Origin of the sequence: Streptococcus sp. sy018 (assembly GCF_007859185.1) — a bacterium.
Classification (GTDB): Bacteria; Bacillota; Bacilli; order Lactobacillales; family Streptococcaceae; genus Streptococcus.
On the sequence record NZ_VOHN01000002.1, the window covers coordinates 132,603 to 158,627 of the forward strand.

The 26,025-nt window shown below is 40.6% G+C and carries 29 protein-coding genes; 4 read left to right on the top strand and 25 right to left on the bottom strand.

Features of this window, described 5'->3' with window-relative positions; all coding sequences use genetic code 11:
- Positions 1-13: 13 nt before the first annotated feature.
- The 19 genes from FRX52_RS02990 to FRX52_RS03080 form a co-directional block, all read right to left on the bottom strand.
- A complete protein-coding gene (locus FRX52_RS02990; RefSeq protein ID WP_146538445.1) occupies positions 14-1,105 on the bottom strand; it encodes a nucleotidyltransferase in 1,092 nt (363 codons plus the stop codon).
- A complete protein-coding gene (locus FRX52_RS02995; protein ID WP_146538446.1) occupies positions 1,102-1,836 on the bottom strand; it encodes a class I SAM-dependent methyltransferase in 735 nt (244 codons plus the stop codon). Before FRX52_RS02995 ends, FRX52_RS02990 begins: the two co-directional genes overlap by 4 nt.
- 46 nt (positions 1,837-1,882) lie before the next feature.
- On the bottom strand, positions 1,883-2,233 hold the full coding sequence (rsfS, locus tag FRX52_RS03000) for a ribosome silencing factor (protein WP_146538447.1): 351 nt from the start codon (positions 2,231-2,233) through the stop codon (positions 1,883-1,885).
- Between the two features lie 11 nt (positions 2,234-2,244).
- Entirely contained in the window at positions 2,245-2,829 is a 585-nt protein-coding gene (gene yqeK, locus FRX52_RS03005) for a bis(5'-nucleosyl)-tetraphosphatase (symmetrical) YqeK (protein ID WP_146538448.1), read from the bottom strand.
- Entirely contained in the window at positions 2,826-3,458 is a 633-nt protein-coding gene (locus FRX52_RS03010) for a nicotinate-nucleotide adenylyltransferase (RefSeq protein ID WP_146460886.1), read from the bottom strand. Before FRX52_RS03010 ends, yqeK begins: the two co-directional genes overlap by 4 nt.
- Positions 3,459-3,479: 21 nt before the next feature.
- A complete protein-coding gene (gene yhbY, locus FRX52_RS03015; RefSeq protein WP_146460885.1) occupies positions 3,480-3,788 on the bottom strand; it encodes a ribosome assembly RNA-binding protein YhbY in 309 nt (102 codons plus the stop codon).
- A 16-nt stretch (positions 3,789-3,804) separates the two neighbouring features.
- Positions 3,805-4,911, bottom strand: a complete 1,107-nt coding sequence (gene yqeH / locus FRX52_RS03020; RefSeq protein WP_146538449.1) for a ribosome biogenesis GTPase YqeH — start codon at positions 4,909-4,911, stop codon at positions 3,805-3,807.
- On the bottom strand, positions 4,912-5,439 hold the full coding sequence (locus FRX52_RS03025) for a YqeG family HAD IIIA-type phosphatase (RefSeq protein WP_146538450.1): 528 nt from the start codon (positions 5,437-5,439) through the stop codon (positions 4,912-4,914).
- Positions 5,440-5,576: 137 nt separating this feature from the next.
- Positions 5,577-7,013 (bottom strand): Asp-tRNA(Asn)/Glu-tRNA(Gln) amidotransferase subunit GatB, encoded by a 1,437-nt coding sequence (gene gatB, locus FRX52_RS03030; RefSeq protein WP_146538451.1) that lies wholly within the window; start codon positions 7,011-7,013, stop codon positions 5,577-5,579.
- Positions 7,013-8,476, bottom strand: a complete 1,464-nt coding sequence (gene gatA, locus FRX52_RS03035; RefSeq protein WP_146538452.1) for an Asp-tRNA(Asn)/Glu-tRNA(Gln) amidotransferase subunit GatA — start codon at positions 8,474-8,476, stop codon at positions 7,013-7,015. Before gatA ends, gatB begins: the two co-directional genes overlap by 1 nt.
- Positions 8,476-8,778 (bottom strand): Asp-tRNA(Asn)/Glu-tRNA(Gln) amidotransferase subunit GatC, encoded by a 303-nt coding sequence (gene gatC, locus FRX52_RS03040; protein ID WP_146460874.1) that lies wholly within the window; start codon positions 8,776-8,778, stop codon positions 8,476-8,478. Before gatC ends, gatA begins: the two co-directional genes overlap by 1 nt.
- A gap of 94 nt (positions 8,779-8,872) precedes the next feature.
- The gene (locus tag FRX52_RS03045; protein ID WP_146538453.1) at positions 8,873-9,508 is read right to left on the bottom strand and encodes an NAD(P)-dependent oxidoreductase; all 636 of its coding nucleotides are present in this window, start codon (positions 9,506-9,508) and stop codon (positions 8,873-8,875) included.
- Between the two features lie 127 nt (positions 9,509-9,635).
- Positions 9,636-10,067: an Rrf2 family transcriptional regulator gene (locus FRX52_RS03050; protein WP_146538484.1), complete on the bottom strand. Its 432-nt coding sequence runs from the start codon at positions 10,065-10,067 to the stop codon at positions 9,636-9,638.
- An 88-nt stretch (positions 10,068-10,155) separates the two neighbouring features.
- Positions 10,156-10,707: a cysteine hydrolase family protein gene (locus tag FRX52_RS03055; protein WP_146538454.1), complete on the bottom strand. Its 552-nt coding sequence runs from the start codon at positions 10,705-10,707 to the stop codon at positions 10,156-10,158.
- 2 nt (positions 10,708-10,709) lie between these two features.
- On the bottom strand, positions 10,710-11,495 hold the full coding sequence (gene codY / locus FRX52_RS03060; RefSeq protein WP_146460870.1) for a GTP-sensing pleiotropic transcriptional regulator CodY: 786 nt from the start codon (positions 11,493-11,495) through the stop codon (positions 10,710-10,712).
- A 112-nt stretch (positions 11,496-11,607) separates the two neighbouring features.
- Complete coding sequence (locus tag FRX52_RS03065) at positions 11,608-12,822, bottom strand: pyridoxal phosphate-dependent aminotransferase (protein ID WP_146538455.1); 1,215 nt, start codon at positions 12,820-12,822, stop codon at positions 11,608-11,610.
- A gap of 92 nt (positions 12,823-12,914) precedes the next feature.
- On the bottom strand, positions 12,915-13,229 hold the full coding sequence (trxA, locus tag FRX52_RS03070; protein WP_146460866.1) for a thioredoxin: 315 nt from the start codon (positions 13,227-13,229) through the stop codon (positions 12,915-12,917).
- Positions 13,230-13,302: 73 nt separating this feature from the next.
- Positions 13,303-15,639 (bottom strand): endonuclease MutS2, encoded by a 2,337-nt coding sequence (locus FRX52_RS03075; protein WP_146538456.1) that lies wholly within the window; start codon positions 15,637-15,639, stop codon positions 13,303-13,305.
- Positions 15,640-15,731: 92 nt separating this feature from the next.
- On the bottom strand, positions 15,732-16,613 hold the full coding sequence (locus tag FRX52_RS03080) for a sulfite exporter TauE/SafE family protein (protein ID WP_146538457.1): 882 nt from the start codon (positions 16,611-16,613) through the stop codon (positions 15,732-15,734).
- 109 nt (positions 16,614-16,722) lie between these two features.
- On the opposite strand from FRX52_RS03080, the gene FRX52_RS03085 reads away from it, so the two are divergent.
- Complete coding sequence (locus tag FRX52_RS03085; RefSeq protein ID WP_146538458.1) at positions 16,723-17,460, top strand: CppA N-terminal domain-containing protein; 738 nt, start codon at positions 16,723-16,725, stop codon at positions 17,458-17,460.
- Positions 17,457-18,377 carry a serine hydrolase domain-containing protein gene (locus tag FRX52_RS03090; protein ID WP_146538459.1) on the top strand — a complete coding sequence of 307 codons (921 nt, stop codon included), beginning with the start codon at positions 17,457-17,459 and terminating at the stop codon, positions 18,375-18,377. The genes FRX52_RS03085 and FRX52_RS03090 overlap by 4 nt, the downstream gene beginning before the upstream one ends.
- A gap of 29 nt (positions 18,378-18,406) precedes the next feature.
- Here the strand turns inward: FRX52_RS03090 and gla are convergent, their stop codons facing one another.
- The 5 genes from gla to tsaB form a co-directional block, all read right to left on the bottom strand.
- Positions 18,407-19,255, bottom strand: a complete 849-nt coding sequence (gene gla, locus FRX52_RS03095; protein ID WP_146538460.1) for an aquaglyceroporin Gla — start codon at positions 19,253-19,255, stop codon at positions 18,407-18,409.
- A gap of 161 nt (positions 19,256-19,416) precedes the next feature.
- A complete protein-coding gene (locus tag FRX52_RS03100; RefSeq protein ID WP_146538461.1) occupies positions 19,417-20,442 on the bottom strand; it encodes a low specificity L-threonine aldolase in 1,026 nt (341 codons plus the stop codon).
- Positions 20,443-20,451: 9 nt separating this feature from the next.
- Positions 20,452-21,456 (bottom strand): tRNA (adenosine(37)-N6)-threonylcarbamoyltransferase complex transferase subunit TsaD, encoded by a 1,005-nt coding sequence (gene tsaD / locus FRX52_RS03105; RefSeq protein WP_146538462.1) that lies wholly within the window; start codon positions 21,454-21,456, stop codon positions 20,452-20,454.
- A 9-nt stretch (positions 21,457-21,465) separates the two neighbouring features.
- Positions 21,466-21,906, bottom strand: coding sequence for a ribosomal protein S18-alanine N-acetyltransferase (rimI, locus tag FRX52_RS03110; RefSeq protein ID WP_146538463.1), 441 nt, complete (start codon positions 21,904-21,906; stop codon positions 21,466-21,468).
- On the bottom strand, positions 21,872-22,558 hold the full coding sequence (tsaB, locus tag FRX52_RS03115) for a tRNA (adenosine(37)-N6)-threonylcarbamoyltransferase complex dimerization subunit type 1 TsaB (RefSeq protein ID WP_146538464.1): 687 nt from the start codon (positions 22,556-22,558) through the stop codon (positions 21,872-21,874). Before tsaB ends, rimI begins: the two co-directional genes overlap by 35 nt.
- Before the next feature lie 188 nt (positions 22,559-22,746).
- Here tsaB and FRX52_RS03120 point away from each other — a divergent pair, with 188 nt between their 5' ends.
- Both FRX52_RS03120 and rnjA read left to right on the top strand, forming a co-directional pair.
- Complete coding sequence (locus FRX52_RS03120) at positions 22,747-22,977, top strand: DNA-directed RNA polymerase subunit epsilon (protein WP_146460845.1); 231 nt, start codon at positions 22,747-22,749, stop codon at positions 22,975-22,977.
- Position 22,978: 1 nt separating this feature from the next.
- Positions 22,979-24,670 (top strand): ribonuclease J1, encoded by a 1,692-nt coding sequence (rnjA, locus tag FRX52_RS03125; RefSeq protein ID WP_146538465.1) that lies wholly within the window; start codon positions 22,979-22,981, stop codon positions 24,668-24,670.
- A 39-nt stretch (positions 24,671-24,709) separates the two neighbouring features.
- Here the strand turns inward: rnjA and FRX52_RS03130 are convergent, their stop codons facing one another.
- Positions 24,710-25,978, bottom strand: coding sequence for a DUF6287 domain-containing protein (locus FRX52_RS03130; RefSeq protein ID WP_146538466.1), 1,269 nt, complete (start codon positions 25,976-25,978; stop codon positions 24,710-24,712).
- Positions 25,979-26,025: the final 47 nt, after the last annotated feature.

Genomic DNA, 26,025 nt, shown 5'->3' on the forward strand with positions numbered 1-26,025 from the left:
AACATCCATCCTCCTAATGATAATAAATCGGGATTTGTCCCCAGTTTTGTTCAACAATCTCAGCGTGACCAAGTTGGTAAATCTGATCCGCTTGTTGACTCAGTGGATCCCACTTGGTTTGACCAATGCGACTAATAAGTTTGATGTCTTTTTTTAATTGAGATAGATGATCTCGACCAGCCTGAGAAAATCCCAACAGCCGAAGACCATCTGGCAAGTTCGCTTCTCTCGCATTAACTAAAATATAGGTTAAAATGCGTCGTAAGCGAGCTTTGGTGTAACGTTTTGTAGCCAGGTTTTCCAATAACTCTGTAAAATTATTAGCCTTTCGAACCCCCTTTTTCAACCGACTAGCCAATTCTTCATTGACTTGATAAATCTGGGTTAAATCATCTTGCGTTAAAATCTGATAACATAAGAGATTAAAATAATTATCCCAACTAACCTTGGCTGACTGGATAAACAAGGCTGGATCTGGCATGGCTTGATTAACAAAGTCCAAATCAGCTTGATGTTGACGAATGGCGGTCGCGGACGCCATAAAATCAGCCTTATGTTCATCATGAAAACCCGCGCCCAGTCGTTTTATGGGACACAATCTTATTTTTTTTCCAGCAACTGCCTTGGTATAAGCCAGAGCCAGAATATGATTTGGACTACTACCAGAAAAATCAATCTGAGCAAACGCTGACCACATGGCTTGTGCCTTTTGAGGATAGGATAAAGACTTGGGAAGTTGGCTGATAAACAAGTCCATCTCTGCCTTTTTTTCTTGATAAAGATTGGCTAAATGATTATAGTCTAACACGTCTTCTGTACCAAACGTCAAATGGTCAATCCCAACTTGTTCCAAAATGTCAACAGCTCCTTTGGCAAAATAATCGGCAGACTGGACAGCCACCAAAAATGGTAACTCAAGAACAATATCAGCGCCATGAGCCAAAGCCATTTGCGTTCTTGTCCATTTGTCAATAATGGCAGGCTCGCCACGCTGCATAAAATTACCTGACATGACCACAACTTTTAGACCTTGTGCCTGACTAAGCAGGTAGGCATGACCATGATGAAAGGGATTAAATTCTGCAATGATACCTGTAACTGTCATTTTTTAGCCACAAAAAACCAACGAGCAGAGCTTTCATTAGGAGATTTATCTTCAAAATCAGCATAAACCTTGACATCTGTAAAACCGGCTTGCTCTAAAAGAATATCATAAGTCAAGATTTCATAGGTTCTCTCTTCATGAATTTCGTCAAATCGTGTGAAACGACCATCTTCATCCTGAACAAAAAAAGTCAACTCATGCACCACTGAATACGGTACTTCGTCCGCATAAGTATCCCAAACAAATGCAAAATCTTCACGATTTTCATGATAGGTGTAACCTGGAAAAACTTGCTCCATCTGATAGGTCGAATGTACATCAAAAATAAAGACACCGTCATCTGCTAAACAAGCCGAAACTTGTGCAAAAACATCCCCAACTTCAACTTCATCTGCCATATAGCAAATCGAGTCTGAATAACAAGTGACGAGGTCAAACTGCCCAACCTGTGATAAATCTAGCATATTACCTTGAATAAAGGTCACTGACTGTTTGGCTGATTGAGCACGTTTTTTTGCCAAATCAAGCATGTCTTGACTAAGATCTAATCCTGTCACCTCGTAACCTGCTTGAGCAAACCGTACTGACTGGGTTCCTGTTCCACAGGCCAATTCTAACAATTTCTTTTTCCCTTTTGGAAAATGACGCAAACTAAAATCAGTCCACTTGTCATAGAGGCTATCATCCATAATGGCATCATAGACTGATGCAAAGGTTTCATAAGTTGCCATGATTTCTCCTTTATGAAAACCTTGTTCGATGAACAAGGTCTTTTTCTTATCCTAAAAATTCTTCCACATCAAGCAAGGGTGCTTCATGCCAAAGTTTTTCTAAATTGTAATGCAAACGTTCATCTTCTGAGAAGACGTGTAAAATTACACTGTTTAAGTCTAATAAGACCCAACCTGCCTTGCTGTCACCTTCAACATGACTAACAATTTCTTCTTCCTTCATTTTGTCACGCACATTGTCACAAATCGCTTCTAATTGACGGCTATTGGTGCTACTGGCGATCACAAAATAATCTGTCATGGTTGTTAGCTGACGCAAGTCCATAATGACTAGGTCTTCTGCCCGTTTTTCATCACAGGCTTTTACAATCAATTTTAATAAATCTTTTTCTGTCATCATCTTTCTCTTTACAAATAATTTACATAGGCATTATAGGTTGCCAAGGTTTGTGGATAAACGGCTAGGCCTTGTCGAATCAAATGGCTAATGGTTGACGCTGTTTCATAGGCTACGGCTTGATCGAGTGATTGATAAGCGAGTTCTCGTGCCTTTTCCACACCTGGAAAATCACGTCCACATTCGATATAATCCGCCACATAGACCACCTTATCCAAGTCAGACATATCTGCACTACCTACGGTGTGAATTTCGATAGCTCTCAAAATAGCTGTATCAGTCAAACCTAAATCTTCTTGAATTTTATAAATACCGACTAGGCCGTGCCAAACATTATTGTTCCACTGTTTAAGTTGGGAATCCAACTGATAGCGTTCAATTAAGTCTAGAAATTCCTGATCAGGCAATTCCTTGGCATAATCATGCAACAGACCTGCCAAACCTGCTTGCTCCTTGTCAACACCATATCGCTCTGCCAATTCAATACTGGCCTTTTCTACACCTAGACAATGGGTGAAACGTTTAGAACTAAGCTGCTCTGCCATTTTTTCCAAAAGAGTGACACGCCCTCCTGAAATGTAACGCTCATAGGTCATTGGTAAAGCCCTTCTTTCTCAATATAAGACAGTACCGATTGTGGCAAGAGAAAATTAGGTTGACGCTGTTTCTTGATAAAATCTCTAACCATACTAGACGAAATATCCATCAAGGGCACATCAACCCAGATTACTGGGTAGCTAGTCCCTGCCTTATACTTGGGACGTTGCACACCGACAAACTGAACCAATTGAAGCAATTCATCAATGCGATGCCATTTAGGCAGATACTCTACCATGTCTGCTCCAATGATAAAATAATAATCCACATCTGGATTTTGTTCAGTCAACAGCTTCATGCTGTCATAAGTATAACTGATGCCTTTACGGTCCAATTCCAAGGTTTCAATGGCTAGGCCTTTTATTCCTTCAATGGCTAAATTAAGCATCTTTAAGCGATGCTTCTCATCAATGGTTTCTTTTTTATCAACATGAGGAGGCAAATATTCTGGCATTAACAAAACTTGATCTAGGCCTAACTGTTGTCTAACCTGATCCGCCACTACCAGATGGGCATTGTGTACAGGATTAAAATTCCCACCTAGAATACCAATCTGGCGACGATTACGATCTTTTTGCTCAACTTCTAATTCTACCTTGGTAAAAGGAGTTAGTAGTTCAATTGCCATAGTTCCTCCTTGACTTTACTCCTAGATAGCTTTAACCTTAGGAGATAATTTACGATTTTCTTTGCGACTCGATTCTTTATATAAGATTAAGATACGACCAATCTTTAGGACTGTATCCACACCAATTTCTTCTTCTAAAATCTCTGCGACCTCATGAATATCCTCATCAGTGTTCTGTAACAGTGTCACCTTAATCAATTCCCTAGCATCTAACGCATGACGGACACTCGTTTTGATCTGATCATTTAAACCATTTTTACCAATCTGAATAATTGGTTTTAAGCTATGAGCCTGACTTTTCAAAAAAGCACGTTGTTTACTGGTTAACATTTTCTCTTTCCTTTACTTAAATAATGGCTTTACGCATCACAACTGCCACACCCTTAGGTGCCCAAGCAACTACCTTGGCTGGATGACCCATTCGAATCCATCCTAGACCTGAAAAAACAAGATCCGTTTTTTCAGTGATAGTAAATTCATGAGGCACAAGGTCTGGAAAACTAGCCAATTCCTCTTGGTTTGGTGGATTGAGCAAGCCACCCTTATGCTTGGCATAAAAGTCATCTGCTCCCTCTAACTTGGTACGGTGAATACTTAAATTATTATCAAAAAATCCTGTAAACCCTTGTTTATCACCTGACACATAGTCAAAACGTGCCAAGCCAGATAAAAAGAGAGTCTGACCACTATTTAGCTGATAAGTCTTGGGTTTGATTTCTTTTTTAGGACTGACATATTTGAGATTTTTAGCTGTCAAGTAGTGGGCCATTTGATGACGATGAATAATTCCTGGCGTGTCAAAAATATAAGACCCGTCGTCCAGGGGAATCTCAATCTTATCCAAGGTTGTTCCCGGAAAGCGTGATGTGGTAATCAGATCTTTATTGCCTGTAATCTCTTGGATAATGGCATTGATTAAAGTTGACTTTCCGACATTGGTAACACCAACCACATAGACATCTCGTCCGTTACGATAATACTCAATTTTATCAATCAAGTCTTTAATGGCTTGTTGATTTTGGGCACTGGTCAAGACAACGTCTAAGGGACGCAAACCCTCTTCGTGAGCTCGTTCCACTAACCATTGATTGATTTTATTGTCTTTAACAGACTTAGGTAGAATGTCCTTTTTATTGCCGACTAGTAAAATATCATTGCCTGCCACAAAGCGTGACAAACCTGGAATAATCGATCCATTAAAGTCAAAAATATCAACCACATTGACTACCAAGGCTTGACTGTCACCAACACTATGTAAAAGACTCAAAAAATCGTCATCTGAGATATTGACATCTGTGATTTCATTATAGTGTCGCAAGCGAAAGCAACGTTGACAGTAAATCTGACCTGCCGCCATTCCCTTGTCCAAGGCTGCTTGAGGCGTAAAACCTGCTTTATCCTTATCTTGAGTTTGAATCGCAATACCACAACCAATACAATGTAAACTTTCCACTTAAATATCCTTCTGATAATCTAACTTGCCATATTTGGCTTCAATCTTCGCCAACATGCGACGTTCTCTAGCACGGTTAAATTTAGTATTCCAAGCATCAGAATTGACCAAGGGCTTAACCAAAATCGACCGAATACCTGCTCGATGACTGGCTCTGATATCAGTCATCAACTGATCACCAACCATGACCACTTCTTCACGATGAAAACCATAACGTTCAATCGCTTGGTCAATGCCTTTGGTAAAGGGCTTCATGGCACGACTAACAAAATCTACCCCAAATTTTTCAACCGCTCGTTTGACTCTGACATGTTTGTTATTGGATACCACTACTACAGGAATATCAGCAGTGGTCATTTCATCTAGCCAAGCACGCAATTCTGGCGTGCCATCAGGATTATTCCACGCAATCAAGGTATTGTCCAAATCAACCAAGACCGCCTTAATCCCATTACGACGCAAACTCTCAGGGGTCAAATCATAAACAGCCTCAACCGCAAAGGTGGGCCTATAATCTTCGATACTCACATCATTCTCCACATCTACATAGTCTTTTTTATTATAGCACAATTTCAAAAAAATGCATGAAAAATAAGCAAAGTTCCCTAGACAGACTGCGGATAAAAAGAACCCCAAGGCAAGTAACTTGCTTTGGGGAATCAAAATCAATCTAACAACTTCTGCAATTCTTGGGCGAGGAGTTGTTGTGCGACTTGTGGATTGGCTTGTCCTTTGGTCGCTTTCATAAGGAAACCTGTAAAGGCCTTGTCAGCATTACGCTTGCCTGACTTGAAGTCAAGAACGGCTGCCTCGTTGTCTGCAAAGACTTGGTGGATAATTGGAATCAAAACGTCTGGATCAGAAATCTGTACCAACCCTGCTTTTTCCACATAAGCCTTAGCCGAACCACCATTTTTAGCCAGATGAACAAAGACTTTCTTGGCGATTTTAGATGAAATCGTTCCATCAGCAATCAAACCAATCATCTCAACTAAGTTTTCAGGGCTAAGGGCAATTTGATCCAAGGTTTTGCTTTCCGTATTGAGATACTGAGCTACCTCTCCTTGCAACCAGTTAGACACTTGTTTGGCATCACCACCTAGTGCAATGGCTGCCTCAAAGAAGTCTGACGTTACCTTACTAGCTGTTAATTGCCCCGCATCATAGTCTGTCAAGCCCATGCTCACATATTTAGCACGACGCTCTTTTGGAAATTCTGGCAATTCATTTCTAACAGCTTGAATCCAAGAGTCGTCAATTTCAAAGATTGGCAAATCTGGCTCTGGGAAGTAACGGTAATCACTAGCCCCTTCTTTGACACGCATTAAAATGGTTTCACCAGTTGCCTCATCATAACGACGGGTTTCTTGTTGAATACGACCACCAGAACGTAGAATTTCTGCTTGGCGTTTTTGTTCATAAGCCAAGCCCTTACGGACATAATTGAACGAGTTAAGGTTTTTCAATTCTGTCTTAGTACCAAATGCTTCTTGACCATAAGGACGCAAAGAGATATTGGCATCGACACGCATCGAACCTTCTTCCATCTTCACGTCAGAAATACCTGTATATTGGATAATTTCTTTCAAGGCAGTGAGGTAAGCATAGGCCTCTTCTGGGCTACGCATATCTGCTTCTGACACAATCTCAATCAAAGGCACCCCTTGACGATTCAAATCGACATAAGAGTAGCCATCCGTGCCATGAGTATTTTTACCAGCATCTTCTTCTAAATGAGCGCGTTCAATACGGATGGTCTTAGTCGAACCATCTGGCAGTTCAATCTCAATCGAACCATTATAGCCAATCGGTTCATCAAATTGAGAAATCTGATAAGCCTTGGGATTGTCTGGATAAAAATAGTTCTTGCGATCAAAGTGCATGGTTTTATGAATGTCCATATTCAAGGCTAGGGCTGCCTTAATCCCTGCGTCAATCACACCCTTGTTAATCACTGGCAAGACCCCTGGGAAAGACCAGTCAATGACATTGGTGTTAGCATTGGCTTCTTCACCAAAGTGGGCTGGAGATGGCGAGAAAATTTTAGAATTCGTTTTTAATTCGACATGGACTTCCAAGCCGATAATGGTTTCAAAATTCATTACTTAGCACCTCCAAAAATCATCGGTTGTTGTTTATGATAATCTGTTGTCGCCTCAAAAGCTGCTGCCACTTGATAAATAATCGCTTCGCTATATTTTGGACCAATCAATTGTAAACCGACTGGCAAACCTTGAACAAAACCTGATGGGATTGAAATAGCTGGCAAGCCTGCCAAATTGACTGGAATGGTCAGCAAATCACTCAAATACATGGCAACAGGGTCATGATGTTTAGAATCAAGGTCATAGGCCACCGTTGTCGTTGTTGGCCCCAAAATCAAATCATACTTGGCAAAGACCTTGGCAAAATCATCAATAATCAAGGTTCTAACCTGACCTGCTTTTTTGAAATAGGCATCATAGTAACCAGACGACAAGCTAAAGGTTCCTAGCATGATACGACGCTTAACTTCTTCACCGAAACCTTCACTGCGTGTGTTGACATAAACATCCTCTAGGTTATTGACATTTTCAGTACGGTAGCCATAACGAATACCGTCAAAACGTTGCAGGTTAGATGAGGCTTCTGATGAGGCGATGATATAGTACACTGCAACACCATACTTGCTATGAGGCAGGCTCACTTCTTCAACGATTGCTCCCAAACTTTCAAGATGTTTAGCTGCCGCTAAAATATTATCCTTAATCTCTGGATCGATACCTTCACCCAAGTATTCCTTAGGTAGGGCAATCTTCATCCCCTTAATCTCTTGACCAATCTTACTTGTAAAGTCCAAGGGCTGATTGGCTGATGTTGAATCTTTGGCATCATAACCAGAAATCACGTCTAGTAGTTGGGCATTTTCTTTGACGGTTGGAGCAAATGGCCCAATTTGATCCAAGGAACTACCAAAGGCAATCAAGCCATAACGTGAGACACGACCATAGCTTGGTTTCATGCCCACAATGCCATTGAAGGCTGCTGGTTGACGGATTGAACCACCTGTATCAGAACCAAGTGACAGACGCACTTGACCAGCCGCCACAGCTGAGGCAGAACCACCAGATGACCCACCTGGGACTTTGCTCTGATCCCAAGCATTTTTGGTTTTCTTGAAATAAGATGTTTCTGTTGATCCACCCATGGCAAATTCATCCATGTTGGTCTTACCAATCACAATCATGTCCTTGTCATAGGCCTTGCTGACACTAGTCGCATCAAAAATTGGTGTGTAGTTGTGAAGCATTTTTGAGGCAGCAGTTGTTAAAATCCCCTTAGTTGAAATGTTATCCTTAACAGCCAAAGGAATACCGCTCATGACATTTTCTGAATCAATCCCACGTTTATCAAGGGCTTCCGCTTGAGCTAGCGCTTCATTTTCAGCCAAACTAATGAAAGAGCCAACTGCCTCTTCACGCTCTTTAATATCCTCCAAAGTCGCCTTGGTCAACTCAAGAGCAGAAATTTCCTTTTTAACAAGAAGATGATGCAACTCATCAATGGTTTTATGATTAAAAGTCATTAGGCATCTCCTCCATCTTCTAAGATAGCTGGTACTTTGATATAATTATTTTCATGTTCAGGTACATTTTGGAACAAGAGCTTACGATCTTCTCCTTTTTCAGCCACGTCTTCACGCATGATATTGATGGTATCTGCCATCGTTGTTGTGACGGCAACACCTGTCGTATCTACTTCATTTAAGAGTTCAATCATATCAACAATCTTGGTCAAACTCTCTGCAAATTGACTGGTTTCTTCTTCTGAAAAAGACAATTTTGAGAGATTGGCGACATGACGCACTTCGGCTTCAGAAATCTTCATCAGTTTCTCCTTAAAATTTATAGTCCCTACTATTTTACCACATTTTACAAGACTTATTAAGAAAAAGAGATGGTCATTTAACCATCTCTTTTGTCTATTGACCTAATAGGCTCACACGTTTGCCGACATGCTGACCACTTTCTAAAATATCCACTAGACCAATCGCATAATCGGCATAGCTAATCTCGCTGACCCCTTTATCATTAAGGGTAAATTCCTCACCGGCTAGGATATAGTGACCAGTTTTTGGCAAATCCACTTCAAACTCTGCAGCTGGACTAATAAAAGTCCATGCCAAATTCTTGGTTTGACGTAGGCTATCAAGTGCTTGAGCTTGCGCCTTAGCTAATGGATAAAATTCTTCTGGAAAATCTGGGGTTTCAAACAATTGTTGTTGATGACTGGCATCAACATACAAACTACCTGCCCCACCAACAACCAACAGACGCGTCTGCGTTCCAATCAAAAGATTAGCCAAATGTTCGACCACCTTAACATGTAAGTGTAAGGTTTCAGATGAAAATGTCCCAAAAGCATCCACAACTGCTTCAAAATCTCTCAAATCTTCCTTGGTCAAGTCAAACAAATCTTTTTGAATGTAGGTTTGAGCCAGTGATTGATTGTCAAGACCACGAGCAAATCCTGTCACCTCATGACCACGCGCCACCAATTCTGCTACAATATGTTGACCTGCTTGACCGTTAGAACTAATTACTGCAATCTTTGCCATTTCTTTTCTCCTTTTGTTGTAAGTTTTGTTGTTACATTAAAAGAATACTGCATTTCTGATGTAATGTCAACTGTTACATTTTATTTTCTAAAAAAATCTTAGCTTTTTGTCAGCTAAGATAAGGTCATCAACTAAAATAAGCACGTCCGTCTGCTAAAATTTGAGCTAGGCTGATTTGGGATAGTTCCTTTTCCATGGCCGTTTGTACTCGTTGTAATTTATCATCTAAAAGTAAGTGAATATTCCGACCGACAGGACAATCCTGACTAGGTTGTTGGTGAAAATGAAAAAGTTGGTTATCTTTCACACTTTCTACAGCTTGATACAAATCAAAAAGAGAAATGTGATCATAGGGTTTTAAAATGGTAACACCACCTTGACCACGCTTAACCGCAATCAATCCAGCTTTTTTTAATTGACTAAGGATATTACGAATAATCACTGGATTGACTTGAATACTGGTTGCCAAAACGTCACTGGTAATTTTTTCTTCTTTATGATAAGTGGCCACATAAATCAAAATATGACTGGCAATGGTAAAACGACTAGAAATCTGCATGGCTAGCTCCTTCCAATACTTAATCACACTATATCTTATTTCAACTACTCTGTCAATCAAAAGAAAAAGAGAACTGACAAGCAGTTCTCTAATCTAAAATAGTAGCTCCTAAAACCGTTTGAAAATGCTCTAAGGCCCATTTTTGTCTAGCTTCTGATAAGGTGGCAACAGCGGACTTTGGTATTTCAAGCTGATAACCTAGATGATAAGCATCAATCGCCGTATGCAAGACGCAAATATCTGTCAAAACCCCAGTCAAAATCAAGGAACGAATGCCTCGCTCACGCAGCCGAGCATCCAAACTCGTGCCTGCAAAGGCAGAGTAATACCGCTTATCCAACCAAAGCACACGCTGATCATCTTTAATATCTTGATAGAGCTGATCTAGTTGCCCATAGAGTTTTCGCCCACTGCTTCCCAAAAGATTATGTGGGGGAAACAAGCGACTTTCTGGATGATAGATATCTTCTTTGTCATGCCCATCAATAGCAAAAACAATCACATGCCCATCATCGTAGGCCTTTTTAGTGAGCTTGGTCAAATCTGACTCAATGGCTTGGGCTGCTGCTCCTGCGGTCAAACGCCCCTCATCTGCCACAAAGTCAACTGTATAGTCAATAGAAATTAAAGCCTTGGTCATCATTATTTACGTTGATCAACCTCGGCAAACAAACCTTCATTTAAGACACGAATGTAGGTTCCCTTCATTCCCAATGAACGACTTTCAATCACACCTGCACTCTCAAGTTTACGAAGGGCATTAACAATGACAGAACGAGTGATTCCAATCCGATCGGCAACTGATGACGCCGTCAAGCGTCCTTCATTGCCATCTAGTTCATTTAAGATCGCATCTACTGCTTTTAATTCAGAATAAGACAAGGCACTGACAGCCATGGTCACTGCTGTTTGCTGGCGAATGGCTTCTTCTAGATTCTCCGATTGATGATTAAGGAGCTGCAAGCCAACTACTGTCGATGAAATCTCAGCCAAAATCAAATCATCATCGTGGAAGGCTTCTTCATTTTTCCAAATAATAAAGGTTCCAAGACGCATGCCACCACTATAAATCGGAACAATCGTGGTTACACCATTTGGATAAACTTCATGAGATTCATAGGGAAAAATGGTTAAGTCATGACTAATTGGCAAATTAGCTTCTGTATCAAACATACGATTGATACCACTAACATAATCGGCTGGAAACTGATGGGTATTGAATAGTTTTTCTGTGCGATCATTATGGGTTTTATGCTTCATTACATAACCTAAGAAGGCACCTTTTTCATCAACAATACAGACATTGCAATCAATGATATCTGCCAGTTGTGCTGCAATCATATTATAAGGTAACTCGTTTTCCAATCGCTCAACCGTCCGTTGTAAAATAGAGGTGATTTTGCGTGTTTTTGTTAATAAGTCAACCATAAGTCCACTCTTTCTATTTTTCTAATTTTGCACGTTCTTCACTATTATACCAAAAATATAAAGCGTTTGCACCTTATTTTTGAAAACTTTTATGAAACAAAGTATTTTTAGCTTAACGACGGTATTGGTGCAAAAAGCGAGTTAATTTTTCTTCAACTTCTGCTAACTCAGAAACCCTTGGCAAATACACGATACGGAAATGATCTGGATCCTTCCAGTTGAAACCTCGTCCATGAACCAACATGATTTTTTCTTGCTTGAGAAACTCTAAGACAAACTGCTCATCATCCGTGATATTATACATGGTCTGATCAATCTTAGGAAATACATATAATCCTGCCTTGGGCTTAACTACTGACAAACCCGGAATATTGTCAATCGCCTTAGTGATAAATTCACGTTGTTCATAAATACGACCACCTGGTAGGAGCAATTTATCAACAGACTGATAACCGCCTAGCGACGTCTGAACAACTTGTTGAGAGAGAACATTCGAACATAGACGCATATTGGCCAACATATCAAGCCCAGCAATGTAATCTTTAACATGAGCTTTTGGCCCTGACAAGACCATCCAGCCTACTCGGAAACCGGCAATCCGATGAGACTTAGACAAGCCATTCATGGTTACCACAAACACATCTGGTGCAAGACTTGCAATCGGAATATGGGTCAAACCGTCCATCACCAAACGGTCATAAATTTCGTCAGAATAGATAATCAAGTCGTTTTGGCGAGCAATTTCGACAATCTCCTCCAAAACTTCTTTGGGATAGAGTGCCCCTGTGGGATTATTGGGATTGATGATGACGATAGCCTTTGTTTTTGAGGTGATTTTAGATTTGATGTCGTCTAAGTCCGGATACCATTCGGCTGCTTCATCACAAATATAATGAACAGCATGGCCACCTGCCAAACTAACAGCTGCCGTCCATAAAGGATAGTCTGGCATTGGCACCAATACTTCATCACCATTGTCTAGCAAACCTTGCATAGACATGGTAATCAATTCACTGACTCCATTGCCAATATAAATATCGTCAATGGTTACGTCAGGAAAGTCTTTCAGCTGGCAATACTGCATAATCGCTTTTCTGGCACTGAAAATGCCCTTACTGTCTGAGTAGCCCTCACTGTTTCTAGCATTGACAATCAGGTCATGAATGACCTCATCAGGTGCGGTAAAACCAAAGGCTGCTGGATTTCCTGTATTAAGCCTTAAAATTTTCTCACCATTTGCTAGCATTCGATTGGCCTCATCCAAGACTGGACCACGAATATCATAAGCCACGTCCTCTAGCTTGCTTGATTTATTAAAAACTTTCATTGATTTAACCTCTCATTTCATAACCCCTATTATAGCTTAAAAGAAAGGTATCTGACAATAGAAAAAAGCATTGCTTAGCAATGCCTTTTAGTTTAGCTTAATTCTGCCACAATCGCTTTAATTTGGTCTTTAGTATGAACACCAGCGACTTGTTTGACGACTTGACCGTCTTTTTTGAAAAGTAGGGTTGGAATAGACATGATGCCAAATTGCTTAGCGGTTTCTGGATTTTCATCCACATCCATTTTCACAATTTTCAATTCATCTTCATCAAATTCTTCAGCCAACTGTTCCAAGATAGGTGCCTGCATCAAGCATGGACCACACCATGTTGCCCAAAAATCAACCAAGACTAAACCGTCTTTTGTTTCTGTTTCAAAGTTTGCATCTGTTAGACTTTGTACCATTTTCTCTCTCCTTTTTCAAATGATGATACTTATTGTACTCCGATTGATTTGATTTGTCTAATAAAAGAATTGGTCAACCTAGATTGGCAATGGTCGCTCCAGAACCACCGGCATTTTGTGGGGCATAGCCAAAGCTCTTAACATGCTTGTTACGACGCAGGTACTTGGTCACACCATCACGAATGACCCCTGTTCCAATCCCATGAATAATATCTACCTGAGCCATATTATTAAGCAAAGCTTGATCAATAAAGGCATCCAGCTCCTGCATGGCTTCTTCATAACGTTTGCCACGCAAATCTAAACGAGCTCGTGGCCCTGATGACGTCTTAGCTTTTTTAACCACATTCACACGCTTTTGAGCAGGCTTTTGCTCGGGTTCATTTAGGCGTTGCAAACTAAACTCATCTGCTTTCAAGGTCATTTTAATCAAGCCGACTTGAGCTTCCCAACGACCATCTTTCAACTGTTTGATCAAGGTACCACGCTGCCCATAACTGCTTACCAAAATATCATCGCCAACCCTAGCTGCTCGTGCTTTTTTCGCCTTTTTCAGCACCTTATTTTTAGACAAATCTACCTGTGGAGCTAATTGTTTCAGTTTCCCTTTAGCTTCAATAATTTCATGAGGTTTCAGTTGGGCTTTTTGATGAAGATTTTTTAGAATCGCATCACTTTCAGCCAAAGCCAAATCAACAATTTCTTGAGCTTGTGTTTGAGCCTTGAGCAACTCCTTATCCTTGGCATGAGAAAATTCATTATACAAGCGTTTCACAGCACGGTTAAATTTGAGATTTTCCGTTTCCACCTCTCGAATATGCTCCAAGCGTTTACGGCTTTCCAAGGTTTGACGCTCTAATTGCTCAATCATTTGTGTCACATCACCGTTAGTGTCCGTCATGCTTTCTGCTCGAGCCACTACCTCTTCAATCAAACCTAGTCGTCTAGCAATGTCAAAGGCATTGGAACGCCCTGGTACACCTTGCATAAAACGATAGGTCGGCGACAAACTTTGACTGTCAAAGGCCATACTGGCATTTTCCACACCAGTTGTTTCTAAGCCGTAAGCCTTGAGTTCAGGGTAGTGGGTGGTCGCCATTGTCTTAATCTTGTGCAGTCGCAAGTAATCCAAAATACTAATAGCCAAACTCGCTCCTTCTTGTGGATCCGTTCCTGCTCCCAATTCATCAAATAGCAAAAGACTGTCCTGATCTGCCTCTTCTAAAATAGACACAATATGAGTCATGTGGCTAGAAAATGTTGATAGACTCTGCTCAATAGACTGCTCATCGCCAATGTCGGCAAAGATTTCTTTGAAAATTGCCACTTGACTACCGGTATCAGCTAGGATGGGAAGCCCAGACTGAGCCATGAGTTGGGTCAAGCCCAAGGTTTTAAGCATAATGGTCTTACCACCTGTATTAGGACCGGTAATCACAATAACGGATAAGTCATCCACAAAATGCAAATCATTGGCAACTGGTTTTTCCAAAAGTGGGTGACGAACTTGCAAGAGCCTTAGACCTTGATTGCTTGTCAACTCAGGCACAACCGCCTGACGATCACGCATATACAAGTGCTTGGCACGAACCAAATCCAAGTGACCAATCAGCCAAGCATTATTACGCAAACTCGCCACATGAGGACGAATTAAGGCCGACAAATCATGTAAAATTTTAGCAATTTCATGACGCTCGGCTGCCTGTAACTGTGTGATGTCTTCGTTAAGAGAAACTACTGCTCGTGGCTCAATATAGACAGTTGCTCCAGAACTAGAAATGTCATGAACGACACCTGCGACACGATTACGATGAGTGTTTTTGACAGGTAAGACACTTCGACCATTACGATTGGCAATCAAAGGTTCTGATAAATAGTCTGCCTGTTTTTTCAAAATATCTTGCAAAACCTGTCGCATCTCACGTTCATTGCTAGTGATTTGACGGCGAATTTTTTCCAAGGTAGGACTGGCAAACGGTTCAACAAAACCTGCATCGTTAATGACTTGTAAGGCTCCTTGTAAGTTGGGGAAACTTTCGATATGACCAAAAATGCGGTCAAGTGCCTTTAATGTCACATTTTCTAAATCTTGATAAAAACGATTCAAGGCCGCCGATACTTGTAATAGACGCTTAATTTCCACCAATTCTGCCGTATTCAAATCCGCGGATAACTCTAAACGAGTCAGACTTTCTGATAGATCTGGTAAACTCCCTAGATTAAACTGATGATATTCCTGAAAAATTTCTTGCATATCTCGCAATTCAGCAAAGGCTCGCTCGATTTTCTCTCTTGAGGTCATCGGACCTAATTCTAATAATTCACGCTGGCCCAAAGCTGTTTGTATATAGACTTCAAATTGTTTTTTGACCTTATTAAATTCCAAGGCTTCTAAAATTTTTGTGTTCATGCTTTTATTATAGCACAAACCCAAGTCATGATTGAAATAGAGGGTTGTAAAAAATCTCAGCCCTTTACTAAGAACTGAGATGATTATGTTTATTATGCTTTGGCTTGACGTGAAGCCTTAATCATGCTGATACCTGTATAAATAACAACAAAGACCACTAGCCATTTAAGTACGGTAATTGGAATATTAGTTAGGAAGAGTACTGCGATGATAACACCGATAACCCCACCTATAACCATACCTGCAAAGCCTGTCCAGTTAACACGATCTGCCTTGATGAAAGGGATGGTTGACGTTGTCATTACCACCGCCGCATTAAGCATCATAACTGGCATGGCAACTGTTGGATTGATTCCTAGCATCGAGAAGAAAATCAACTCTGGTGCGTAGTTACCTAGACCGATAGTCATCAAGGCACCACATAGGAAGTTAAAGATAATACCAATAATCAACCAAATACCTGTCAAACCAGTAACATTGTCAGTCAAGCCTTCACCTGGATTAGTCAATAAGCGGTAAACGGTAAAGCAAGAGGCGATAATTAAGAGCGTCCCCAAAACTAATTGCACCGTTGATGTTTTCCAATTTCTCGTGATACGCGTCCCTGCAATTGCCCCGAAAATAGAAGCTACAGCCATTGACAAAAGGGTTGTCATATCAACCTTAACGGCCAAAATAAAGCAAAGTGCTTGAACAAGGGTTGGTATAAGATGCACAGCGTTCATCGTTCCAGGAATCTTGCTATCATCACTAACCAGTTTTGTCATCTTAAAGAAGGTTGTGGTTGTTGCAAAAGAACCAATACCAATCGCATCCAAACAGTCTGTAACCAGACCAATCCAAAAACCTGTGCCAAAACGTTCAAACATATTGATTTTATGACGACGTGTATGTTGGATAATATAGCCTGTTACAAAAATAATAGTGACTACAAGTAAAACTTGAATTGTTCGTAAAATAAGATTATTGTCCATGCCATCTAGTTTACCGTAATTTTCTAATCTTGTAAATAAGTCATATATAAATTCTTGCGAAATGACTGAAATTTATCTAGAATAAGAGGGATAACTAAAGGAGATAAAGATGACAATATTTGATCAAATCAATTTTCAAGGAGTTGCTCTACGCGTCAAAGATAAAGATGCCAACATCACTTTTTATCAAAAGACGCTTGGACTAACACTTTTGCGTGAGGAAAATGCCCTAGCTCTCTTTGGTTCACTAAAACAGAATCGCCCTCTTTTTACCCTTGAAGAATCCCCAGATTATCGCACAAGGGAGGCTAGGGGGCATAAAAAACTAGCCAAGCTCATGATTAAAGTTCTAGACCCTCGAGAGATTGAAAGCCTTTTGGCTCAATCTATTAAAACAGAACAGGTCTTCTTAGGGGAAAAAGGCTACGCTTTTGAAGCGCGTTCACCTCAAGGCGACTTGATTCTATTGCACTCAGAAGATGACTTAGCCAAGTTGAGTCCCATCAGTCACAGAGATTACCAAAAACAAGCTGACTTTAAGGGGTTAACCGACTATCGTATTGATGGTTTAAGCCTTCATGTGACCAATCTAGAAAACACCCGTTCTTTTTATCAACAACTACCCCTAAGGCTTGATTTGAAACAAAGTCAAGATCAAGATTTGTCAGTCAATCCTAATGAAACATGGGATTTAGAAATCATTCACTTCGAGGTAGCAAAAGATTATGACCTTAACCACCTAGCTCAATTTTTCACAGATAAAAGCGTTGACATTTTTTTAGATAAGAAAGAAACGATTCTTGTCGTTTCAGATCCAAGCAATATTGAAGTATGGTTTCAAAAATGATAGACAACATCTTAACAAAAATTCAATCACAAATTAAAGAAAACATCTACCATGGTGCCAGTCTTTCACTCTATGACGGCAGATGGACACGTCATTATCTAGGCACTCTTGACGGTAAAAATCCTGTCAAGAGTGATTTAATCTATGACCTCGCGAGTGTCTCCAAGGTTGTTGGCGTCGGTACCATCATGATTTTTTTATTGCAAACTGGCCAAGTCGAACTGGATAGACCACTCAAAGACTACTATCCCGCCTTTCACAGTAATCAAGTGACAATTAGAGAGCTGTTAACCCACCATTCTGGCATCAATCCTTTTATTGCTAATCGCGATCAGCTAAACGCTAAGGAGTTGATTGAGGCCATCAATCACATTACCGTATCAACCGATAAACCTTTCCTTTATACTGACATCAACTTTATTCTTCTTGGTTTCTTAATTGAAGAACTCTATGGTCAGGACTTGGCTACCATTTTCCAAAAGGAAATTTTTAGCCCTTGGCAGATGCCCAATACATCTTTTGGCCCTATTAGTCAGGCAGTGCCTACTGTCAAAAATGTGACAGACGGTTACGTTCATGACCCAAAAGCACGAGTGCTTAAAGAACACGCAGGCAGTGCTGGATTGTTTTCAAATCTTGCTGACCTTGAGCAATTTTTAGCACATTATTTACAGGATGAATTTGCCAAACAATTAGATCAAAATTATAGTTTAGGCGAAAAAGAACGCTCTCTTGCTTGGGATTTACAAGGCGACTGGCTTCTCCATACAGGTTACACAGGTACCTTTATTCTCTTTAACCGCAAGCAACACAAGGCTGCTATCTTCCTAACCAATCGTACCTATGAAAAGGATGATCGTGAACAATGGATTTTAGACCGTAACGACTTGATTGCTGTAATTAAAGACTCCTTATAAACAAAAAAAGAGGGAATCCCTCTTTTTTCTTATCCTAGATAAAGGTATTTGAACAAAGCAACTGCCAAGACACCTGCTAAGATAGGTGCTACAACACCAACCCAAGCATACCACCATTTTGAATCGCCCTTAGCTGAACCAAGAACTGATTTTGGCAAGAAATGGTGAACCAAACGAGGTCCCAAATCACGCGCTGGGTTAAGTCCTGCTCCTGTTGGGCCACCTAGACCAGCAATAAGAGCCATCAACAAGAAACCAATCGCCATGTGAGCAACTGACAAGCTACCAGTTACAAATGGAGCAACTTGTGTTTCAGCGACTGTTTGTTCATAGCCAGCTGTAACCAATTTACCAACCAATTCTGCACCGAAGAAATTCTTAGTTAAGGCTAGAACCCCAAAGAAAAGAACAAACGAACCAATAAATTCGCTGATAAAACCATTGCGAGTGGCAGCTTTACGACTTTCGACTGTGTTATCATCTAAGTTATTGATAATAGCAAATGACCCTAAAATCGCATTAGCATCGTCAGTTTGTTTGAAAAATGACGCATACATGCTAACAACGACCAATTGTGCAAACATCGCTCCTAAAAATTGAGCCAAGATATAAGGAGCCACATGAGCCCATGGGAAAAGCCCAGAAACTGCCAAACCGATTGTAATGGCTGGATTCACGTGATTACCTGAGACATTACCAAACATCAAGGCTGGCAACATCAAACCTAAACCATAACCAAGAGCAACCAAGGTCAAGCCTTGACCATTTCCCTTAGTTCCCTTCAAACTAACGTTAGCCACAACACCATTTCCTAGTAAAACAAGAAAAGCAGTGGCGATAAATTCTGTGATATACTTGAGTACCCAAGTCACATCCATCTTAACATCCTCCAATAAGTAAAATTTACAACAGTCTTCATTTTATCAAGTCTGACTAAAAATGTAAAGATTTTCTGAAAATAAATTTATATTTTTTCATTCCTTAACCAAAAAAGTTGAGATAAGTTTTCTCAACTTCTTTTTAATTCAAGCACCAAAGTTTACAAAATCTTTTTCAATTCATCAATATCAGCCTGTGTTGTTGACCAGCTAGTTGCCAGTCGGACAACGGTATGTTCTTCATCATATTTTTGCCAACTACTGAACACCACATTTTTTGCCAATTCTTGTAAGTGACTATTTTCCAAAATAATAAACTGTTGATTAGTTGGGCTTTCTAAATAAAAACGATAACCCTTATCTGTCAAGATTTGTTTCAGTTGCTCTGCCAAATCAATGGCTTTTTGACCAATTTTCCAATACAAATCATCGGTAAAGAAGTGATCAAATTGAACACCAAATAAACGGCCTTTAGCAACCAAAGCTCCGTGATGTTTCATCACTGTTGTAAACTGTTTGGGACGATTATTTTTCGTAAAAACAACCGCTTCCCCTGCCAAAGCTCCTAACTTTGTTCCACCGATATAGAAAACATCGGTCAATTCAGCAATGGTCGGCAAATCCACATCATTCCCCTTAGCCACTAAACCATAACCTAGGCGAGCGCCATCCAAAAACAATGGCAACTGATAGCGATGACAAACCTCCACCAACTCACCAAGCTCTTGTTTCGTGTACAGAGTGCCGTATTCTGTCGGATGAGAAATGTAAACCATGCCAGGAAATACCATGTGAGCATGTGACGCATCTTGATAAAAATCAGCCAGATAACTTGCCACATCCGCTGCCTGAAGTTTTCCTTCACTAGCAGGTAAGGTTATCACCTTATGCCCAGTATATTCAATCGCCCCAGCCTCATGAACAGCAATATGACCCGTGTCTGCAGCAATCACTCCTTCATAAGAAGCTAAAAGACTAGCGATTACCACTTGATTGGTTTGAGTGCCACCTGTTAAAAAATCCACTTCTGCATGAGGGCAAGCCGTGGCTTGACGAATTTTTTCACTGGCACGCTGACAATAAAAATCTGCACCATAGCCTGCTAAATTTTCTTCATTGGTAGTTATTAAAGATTTTAAAAGTTCTGGATGAACGCCTTCATTATAATCATTTTCAAAATGTAACATCATCGACTCCTATAAACTGTCAAAAGTCAAACTAGGTTTAGCATTAAGAGCCAAATCAGCAAAATGACCTTTCTCGTATTCCACCTGAGCAGCATAAGCAATCATACCAGCATTATCTCCACATAGACGCAGAGGTGGGATAATCACCTTGGTTTCAGTCAGTTCAGCTGCCAAACGTTCACGCAAACCTTGATTGGCTGCCACTCCTCCAGCCACAACCAAACTCTTGACAGGATAGGTTGCTAGGGCTTTTTTTACCTTGGCTAATAAAATGTCTAGAACAGCTTCTTGAAAGGACGCACACAAATCTTCCAAAATCAACTCCTCACCTTTTTGCTGAGCATTATGATGAAGATTGATAAAAGCTGATTTAAGACCTGAAAAGGAAAATTCTAGATGATCTTCCTTAATCATGGCACGAGGGAAATGATAGGTGTCCTCTCCCTGATGTGCCAACTCATCAATCAAACGACCAGCAGGATAAGGCAAGCCCATGACACGCCCCACCTTATCATAGGCTTCACCTACTGCATCGTCACGCGTTTCCCCAATAATCTTATAGTCACCCTCTTTCGCCACATAGACCAGTTCGGTATGCCCCCCACTAACTAGCAAAGCCATCAATGGATACTGCAATGGCTCTACACTTTGAGCAGCCATCAGATGACCTGCCATGTGATTAACTGGAATTAAAGGCAAGTGATTGGCCCATGCAAAAGCCTTAGCTGCCGACAATCCAACCAACAGAGCACCAACCAAACCAGGACCATAAGTCACCGCTACTGCTGTCAAATCTTTAGCAGTTACCTCAGCTTCAGACAAGGCTTGTTCAATACAAGTCGTAATGACCTCTACATGATGACGACTAGCCACCTCTGGCACTACCCCACCAAATCGCTCATGACTTGCCACTTGACTAGCAATCACATTGCTGACCAGTTGATCATTTTTCAAAATTGCCACGCTCGTTTCATCGCAAGATGACTCAATGGCTAAAAAAATCTTTTCTGTCATGTTTTCTTCCTATCGTTTCATGATTACAGCGTCTTCTCTTGGCTGATGATAATAATTTTTTCTCACACCAAGTTCAACAAACCCAAACTTTTTATAGAGATGTTGGGCGACTGTATTTGACTGACGCACTTCTAAAAAAATCGACCCCATTTCTTTTGGTAAATGCGCCAACAACCGACTACCTATTCCTTGACCACCGTAGGTAGTTTTCACCGCTAAATTAGTCACTTCAATCTCACCAAACAAGTCCTGCCAAGTCAAAAAACCAAGCACTTCACCTTCTTGGACTGCCACTAAATAGGTCACATCTTCTCGACGTAAATCCGCTTGAATTTGTGGCAGACTCCAAGGTGATTTGGCATACACATCGGTTAAAATCTCAAAGATGATTTCGGCAAGAATTTCTTGGTCGTACTTAGACCCATTTAATATAGTGATCGTCTGTGTCATCGTGTTCTTTCAACCAGTTTTCTTCAGCTTCAACGCGTTTAAGATAATTAGGAACTAAATCATGGGTGTTAAGGGCAGGCATTTTTTGACCCAATTGGCCTAATAGACTCGCTGATGGCAGACTGGCTTTAATCTTAGCTGTTGGCATAGTTTCTTCTATCTGTTGGCGAAAAGCTTCCACTTCACCAACAAAACAGACCTCACCTTGCCAATCTTGAGCAATGGTCAAAACCGTTTCAAAACTCATATAGGCATCAGCTTGTTGACGGTTTCCGTCAAGATAAAAACCAGCATAAACATGATTGCGTCTAGCGTCAATCAAGGGAATCACTAAACCAGAAAAATCAACAGCAGTTAACGCTAACAGACTAGATAAACCAACAACATCAATCTGTAAGGCATAGGCTAAAGTCTTGGCTGTTGCCACTGCCATTCTCAAGCCAGTATAAGAACCAGGCCCCTGAGCCACCACAATACGCTCTAAATCACTTGGTTGCCAACCCACTAAAGTCATCAAAAAATCGATAGTTGGCATCAAGGTCACACTATGATTTTGTTTCATATCAAGGTTAGTTTGTGCCACTATATTTTGATTGTCTAATAAAGCAACAGATAAGGCTTGACTAGAACTATCAAACGCTAAAACTTTCATCTTTCTTACTTCCTTACTTGATTCTCCCTTTTATTTTATGATATAATTATTATAATTGCAACGAATCACGGTTAAATCTATTACACAAAAATTGAAGAAAAGAAACCTCAGGTCTAGCCACATCTAGTGCTTATCTGATAGCTTTTTCACACCATTGATTTAACAGGATGACAAAAGAAAGGATTTTTATGATTTACAAAATTTTTTACCAAGAAACCAAGGATCGCAATCCACGTCGAGAACAAACTAAGGCACTCTACCTTGACATTGATAGTAAAGATGAACTGGCAGGGCGTATTATGGCTCGTGAATTAGTTGAACAACACACTGCCTATAACATCGAACACATTGAACGTTTATCTGAAAAGCACCTTGAATACGAAAAAGAATCTGGTGCCTTTGTCTTAACGGAGTTCTAATATGTCAAGTATCAATCTCAAATCAGAAGAAGTTGGCGTTTTCGCTATCGGCGGTCTGGGAGAAATCGGTAAAAATACCTACGGCATTGAATATCAAGACGAGATTATCATCGTTGACGCTGGAATCAAGTTTCCAGAAGACGATCTTCTTGGTATCGACTACGTTATTCCAGATTACTCTTACATCGTTGACAACATTAAGCGTGTCAAAGCCTTGGTTATCACCCATGGTCACGAAGATCATATCGGTGGGATTCCCTTTCTTCTCAAACAAGCCAATATCCCTATCTATGCTGGGCCATTAGCCTTGTCACTGATTCGTGGCAAATTGGAAGAACATGGTATCTTACGTGAAGCTAAATTACACGAAATCAACCACAATACCGAACTGACTTTCAAAAATCTAAGTGTTACCTTCTTTCGCACGACCCACTCGATTCCAGAACCATTAGGAATCGTTATCCATACCCCACAAGGCAAGGTCGTCTGCACGGGTGACTTCAAGTTCGACTTCACACCTGTTGGTGAGCCTGCTGACCTTCACCGTATGGCTGCCTTGGGCGAAGATGGCGTCTTACTTCTTTTGTCAGATTCGACCAATGCTGAAGTGCCAACCTTTACCAACTCTGAACAAATGGTTGGACAATCTATCATGAAGATTATCGAAGGTATCGAAGGACGCATCATCTTTGCCTCTTTTGCCTCAAATATCTTCCGTCTGCAACAGGCCGCCGAAGCTGCCGTTAAAACAAGACGTAAGATTGCCGTTTTTGGTCGTTCTATGGAAAAAGCCATTGTCAACGGTATCGAACTCGGCTATATCAAAGTGCCAAAAGGCACATTTATCGAACCTACCGAAATCAAAAACTATCACGCTAGTGAGATTTTAATCATGTGTACGGGAAGTCAGGGCGAATCGATGGCTGCCTTGGCTCGTATCGCCAACGGCACCCATCGTCAAGTAACGCTGCAACCAGGTGATACCGTTATCTTCTCATCTAGTCCAATCCCTGGTAATACCACCAGTGTCAATAAATTGATTAACACCATTCAAGAAGCAGGTGTTTCTGTTATCCACGGTAAAATCAACAATATTCACACATCTGGTCACGGTGGTCAACAAGAGCAAAAACTCATGCTCCGTCTGATGAAACCTAAATATTTCATGCCTGTTCATGGTGAATACCGTATGCAAAAGGTACATGCGAGCTTGGCAGTTGATACAGGGGTCGAAAAAGACAACATCTTCATTATGGAAAATGGTGACGTCTTGGCCTTGACCAAGGACTCAGCTCGTATTTCTGGTAAATTCAACGCCCAAGACATCTATGTTGATGGTAGTGGGGTCGGTGATATTGGAGCTGCCGTCCTTCGTGATCGTCATGACCTATCAGAAGATGGTGTCGTGCTTGCTGTAGCAACTGTTGACTTCAAATCTAAGATGATTTTGGCAGGACCTGATATTCTCAGTCGCGGCTTCATCTACATGCGAGAATCTGGCGAGCTAATCCGAGAAAGTCAACGCTTGCTCTTTAACGCCATTCGTATCGCTCTGAAAAACAAGGAAGCAACTGTTCAGTCTGTCAATGGGGCGATTGTCAATGCCCTACGACCATTCCTATATGAAAAAACTGAACGTGAACCTATCATCATCCCCATGGTCTTAACACCAGATAAAAACAATCATAAATAAGAAAAATCCACCAAATAGGTGGATTTTTTCTTATTATACTTAGTCTGAAACCTTGTAGTAAAAAGTATCAAGGTCAGCCATAACAACTGATGGATTCATCCCAGTACCAACAAACCAAATTCTTTCTTTACTACCATCAGAAGCGTCAACATCAGAACCCTCACTAACAGTAGAACCAACTGGCAAGAAGCATAAACCTGCAGCACTATTAAAGCTAAGTCTAGAATCTTCATTAAATGTACCTGTTAAATAACCTTTTTCTGCAATCGTTGAACTAGCATAACTTTCATTAAATGTCAAAAACCTAGTCTCTACTCTGCCATCAGGATAAGTTGCTTGAATAGATGAACTGGTAAACGTATAGGTCGGAGAGTCAGCTTTTCCATTCTTCCACGTCCCTGCAATCGATGAATAATCACCTGCCATAATGGCTTGTAAGTCCATTGAACTACTTGCTACCGTCTCAGTTTGACTGCTTGATGTCTGAGAGTCACTATTTTGGACTGATTGCCACGTTAGAGTAGTTAAGTCTAGAGCTTCTGGCAATTTGCCAAGGTCAGATTCAGACATGCTTTCAGTAACTTTTTCTAAAGCTCCACCATCAGCAGTTAAGCGATAATGAGCATAAACAGCCGACGAGGCAGACCCTGACCCTTTATAGTAGAAAGAACCATCCTGTAACGGAATCAACCGCATACGATTACCTAGCATAGCAAGATTACTATCATTGGTCAATCTAATCGCTTGGTTGTCTTTGATAGTAAAAATATCAAGAAGAGCACGGTAACCATCTTTAGCGATTAAAGAAACCGTCAACTCATCCACACCATTCTGATCAAAGTCATACAGATTGTATTCAATATCTGTATAATAAGAAATACCTCTTCTTAATTGAAGGGATTCTGCACTAATAGATGACGTTGGATTATTACCATCCACCACTTGACGATATTCTGAAATCACACTGTCATAGAGTGAATAATCCACTGCTACAGTAGAGCTAGAGTCGCTTGATTCCGTTTGACTTGAACTTGACGAGTCACTGTTTGAACTTGATTGACTTGATGTGTTAGCTTTCTTGTCTGCTGACGATGATGACTCACTCTGACTTGATGAACTGCTCTCTTTCGCCACGGTTGACGACGACTCTCCTGCCGAAGAAGAAGAACTCGACGCATTTTGACTTGTACTCGACTGACTTGACGAGCCGTTTGCTGTTTCGATAATCGTCGTTGTGCTTTCTTTACTCTCTTTTACCGAACAAGCTGTCAACAACAAGAGAGAAAATAAGGTAAGATACTTTTTCATAAATACTCCGTTTCTTTTTTTATTCACTTAACTAGTTTACTCCCCCC

Bases quoted from the DNA above. Each gene is read 5' to 3' on its own strand.
- yhbY (WP_146460885.1), bottom strand. From the start codon at position 3,788: ATGTTAACCAGTAAACAACGTGCTTTTTTGAAAAGTCAGGCTCATAGC.
- trxA (WP_146460866.1), bottom strand. From the start codon at position 13,229: ATGGTACAAAGTCTAACAGATGCAAACTTTGAAACAGAAACAAAAGAC.
- FRX52_RS03075 (WP_146538456.1), bottom strand. From the start codon at position 15,639: ATGAACACAAAAATTTTAGAAGCCTTGGAATTTAATAAGGTCAAAAAA.
- tsaB (WP_146538464.1), bottom strand. From the start codon at position 22,558: ATGAAAGTTTTAGCGTTTGATAGTTCTAGTCAAGCCTTATCTGTTGCT.
- FRX52_RS03085 (WP_146538458.1), top strand. From the start codon at position 16,723: ATGACAATATTTGATCAAATCAATTTTCAAGGAGTTGCTCTACGCGTC.
- rsfS (WP_146538447.1), bottom strand. From the start codon at position 2,233: ATGACAGAAAAAGATTTATTAAAATTGATTGTAAAAGCCTGTGATGAA.
- FRX52_RS03055 (WP_146538454.1), bottom strand. From the start codon at position 10,707: ATGACCAAGGCTTTAATTTCTATTGACTATACAGTTGACTTTGTGGCA.
- gatC (WP_146460874.1), bottom strand. From the start codon at position 8,778: ATGAAGATTTCTGAAGCCGAAGTGCGTCATGTCGCCAATCTCTCAAAA.
- FRX52_RS03090 (WP_146538459.1), top strand. From the start codon at position 17,457: ATGATAGACAACATCTTAACAAAAATTCAATCACAAATTAAAGAAAAC.
- FRX52_RS03100 (WP_146538461.1), bottom strand. From the start codon at position 20,442: ATGTTACATTTTGAAAATGATTATAATGAAGGCGTTCATCCAGAACTT.
- codY (WP_146460870.1), bottom strand. From the start codon at position 11,495: ATGGTTGACTTATTAACAAAAACACGCAAAATCACCTCTATTTTACAA.
- FRX52_RS03065 (WP_146538455.1), bottom strand. From the start codon at position 12,822: ATGAAAGTTTTTAATAAATCAAGCAAGCTAGAGGACGTGGCTTATGAT.
- tsaD (WP_146538462.1), bottom strand. From the start codon at position 21,456: ATGACAGAAAAGATTTTTTTAGCCATTGAGTCATCTTGCGATGAAACG.
- FRX52_RS03130 (WP_146538466.1), bottom strand. From the start codon at position 25,978: ATGAAAAAGTATCTTACCTTATTTTCTCTCTTGTTGTTGACAGCTTGT.
- FRX52_RS03010 (WP_146460886.1), bottom strand. From the start codon at position 3,458: ATGGCAATTGAACTACTAACTCCTTTTACCAAGGTAGAATTAGAAGTT.
- yqeK (WP_146538448.1), bottom strand. From the start codon at position 2,829: ATGACCTATGAGCGTTACATTTCAGGAGGGCGTGTCACTCTTTTGGAA.
- gatB (WP_146538451.1), bottom strand. From the start codon at position 7,013: ATGAATTTTGAAACCATTATCGGCTTGGAAGTCCATGTCGAATTAAAA.
- gla (WP_146538460.1), bottom strand. From the start codon at position 19,255: ATGGATGTGACTTGGGTACTCAAGTATATCACAGAATTTATCGCCACT.
- gatA (WP_146538452.1), bottom strand. From the start codon at position 8,476: ATGACTTTTAATCATAAAACCATTGATGAGTTGCATCATCTTCTTGTT.
- FRX52_RS03050 (WP_146538484.1), bottom strand. From the start codon at position 10,067: ATGCAGATTTCTAGTCGTTTTACCATTGCCAGTCATATTTTGATTTAT.
- FRX52_RS03080 (WP_146538457.1), bottom strand. From the start codon at position 16,613: ATGGACAATAATCTTATTTTACGAACAATTCAAGTTTTACTTGTAGTC.
- rimI (WP_146538463.1), bottom strand. From the start codon at position 21,906: ATGACACAGACGATCACTATATTAAATGGGTCTAAGTACGACCAAGAA.
- FRX52_RS02995 (WP_146538446.1), bottom strand. From the start codon at position 1,836: ATGGCAACTTATGAAACCTTTGCATCAGTCTATGATGCCATTATGGAT.
- FRX52_RS03045 (WP_146538453.1), bottom strand. From the start codon at position 9,508: ATGGCAAAGATTGCAGTAATTAGTTCTAACGGTCAAGCAGGTCAACAT.
- FRX52_RS03120 (WP_146460845.1), top strand. From the start codon at position 22,747: ATGATTTACAAAATTTTTTACCAAGAAACCAAGGATCGCAATCCACGT.
- rnjA (WP_146538465.1), top strand. From the start codon at position 22,979: ATGTCAAGTATCAATCTCAAATCAGAAGAAGTTGGCGTTTTCGCTATC.
- FRX52_RS02990 (WP_146538445.1), bottom strand. From the start codon at position 1,105: ATGACAGTTACAGGTATCATTGCAGAATTTAATCCCTTTCATCATGGT.